Origin of the sequence: Lacticaseibacillus suilingensis (assembly GCF_016861845.1) — a bacterium.
Classification (GTDB): Bacteria; Bacillota; Bacilli; order Lactobacillales; family Lactobacillaceae; genus Lacticaseibacillus; species Lacticaseibacillus suilingensis.
The window spans coordinates 1-1,868 of the sequence record NZ_BOLV01000055.1; the positions used below are offsets into that span (position 1 = coordinate 1).

Consider the following 1,868-nt stretch of genomic DNA (forward strand, 5'->3'; position numbering starts at 1 on the left):
TTGTTAGCGGCATAGGCTACAACCACTAAACACAGTCACTTTGATCTACGCTTAATTTCAACTTTGCACCAGAACCCCTTGGGGGTGGTATGGCAGTTTTTTAGGTGGCACAGTCATCACCCAACAAGCGCCCTATACGTAACTTGTGCCTATATGGAAACGCGGTTTAAACACTAACTAGCATTGGCTATCATTTGTTGCACTGCCTTGAAAAATGAAGCAATATTTTTAGCGGCTTGACTTTTCAACATCAAGTGATCCATAATAAATTGGAGGTATTTTTGCGATGAAAAAATTGGAAAAATCATTGGCAACATTAGTAAAAGCAAAGCAAAACTAATTCTAGGCTTTTTTGCTCTCGGCGCGTTATCTACTATCGGAATTGGATCATCTTCTGTCAGTGCCGCGAGCACCAATACAGTTATCAAATCGTCAGATACTCCCCATTTTGCTCAATATATACCTGCTCACCCTGAAAATGGTGAAGATCCAACTCCGGAACGTTGGCAAGAGCTCATGCAGTACTGGGATCAATGGTTCGGGTACGGTGGCTATGGCATTAACGAAAATTCAGAGATTATACCAGGCAATAAGATTTGGCCAAAATCCGAAGAAAGTAAGGCTGTATGGCCAAAAGGGTCTGATAAAGCATCATTGAATCGGTATATAAATCGCACGATAGAATATAGAGACCAAGACACAAATGAGATTGTTGCGCCTACCGTTAAACAACAGGTACATTACGGCGAAACAATGATCATTGATTTAGTTACCGGCGAAAATTTAGGATATGCGCCTGAAGGTGGTAAAAAGCCAACTACTCGGCTCAAAGCCGAAGGCTGGTATGGTATGGGAGATACAACATTTAGTGAAGTCGTTTCACCAAATCTTAGTGCCCAGGGCTATGATCAACCAACGTTAGCCTCTGTCCCTGCGCTTGCGACTAGCGCAACTTCTTCAGATTCTAAGGTAGTTGTCTATTATCCACATCACATTACTGAAAACAAAGAAATCAAAAAAGTAAACGAAACAATTCATTACGTGTTTAAAAACGGTAATAAAGCAGCAAATGATTATAAAGCATCAATTTTATTTACTCGGATTGTTAAAACTGATGACGTAACTAAAAAAACAACCTATAGCAAATGGGACCCAGCCAATGCACAATCATTCGTAAAAGTTGATTCTCCAGTCATTTCCGGATACAAGGCCGATCAAAGGCAAGTAGATGCAGTCAATGGTGTTACAGCAACTAGTAGCGATATCGTAAAAATCGTCGTATACTCCTCTTTAAAAAATCCGATCAAAGATAAAGATTCCAATACACCTGCAAAAATCAAAGGTACCAAGAGTAAAACTTTGCCTCAAACAGGAGAAAAATCACAAGGAGCGCTATCGTTAATTGGACTTCTTCTTATCACAACATTTGGCTACTCATTAAAAAAATTGCGCAAAAAAACTGATGCTAATTGATTTGTGAATTTATTAGTATCTAGAATGTACTAAATATACATCACTCTTTTAAGCCAATCCGTGGATTATTGTTCCAATTGCTGTATTGTTACTGATAGCGATAGCCTATCTGCAGATAATCAAAAAAGACTGACAGTCCGACTTACATCGACGCGCAGCTTTCAACTGCGTGTTTTTTTGCCATTCGCGAGCGAGTGACAATGATTTTTGAGGCCGTTTTGCGAAGCAAAATACGGCCTTCTGTGCTATCCTGATGTTGCTTCTTAGTAAGCACCTAATAACAGAGTAAGCACCTAATAACAGACCGGATATGAATGCCGTGAGCACCCAATAACCGACCGTCTTGCAAAGTAAGAAGGGGCGCAATCCTATTTTTGGATTGCGCCCCTTCATTG

General features: G+C 40.1%; 2 protein-coding genes. One reads left to right on the plus strand and one right to left on the minus strand.

Features of this window, described 5'->3' with window-relative positions; all coding sequences use genetic code 11:
• Nucleotides 1-173 precede the first annotated feature (173 nt).
• Complete coding sequence (locus JUF11_RS12995; protein WP_204119927.1) at nt 174-428, minus strand: hypothetical protein; 255 nt, start codon at nt 426-428, stop codon at nt 174-176.
• Nucleotides 429-516: 88 nt separating this feature from the next.
• On the opposite strand from JUF11_RS12995, the gene JUF11_RS13000 reads away from it, so the two are divergent.
• Nucleotides 517-1,473 carry a mucin-binding protein gene (locus JUF11_RS13000; protein ID WP_204119928.1) on the plus strand — a complete coding sequence of 319 codons (957 nt, stop codon included), beginning with the start codon at nt 517-519 and terminating at the stop codon, nt 1,471-1,473.
• The last annotated feature ends 395 nt before the right edge of the window (nt 1,474-1,868 follow it).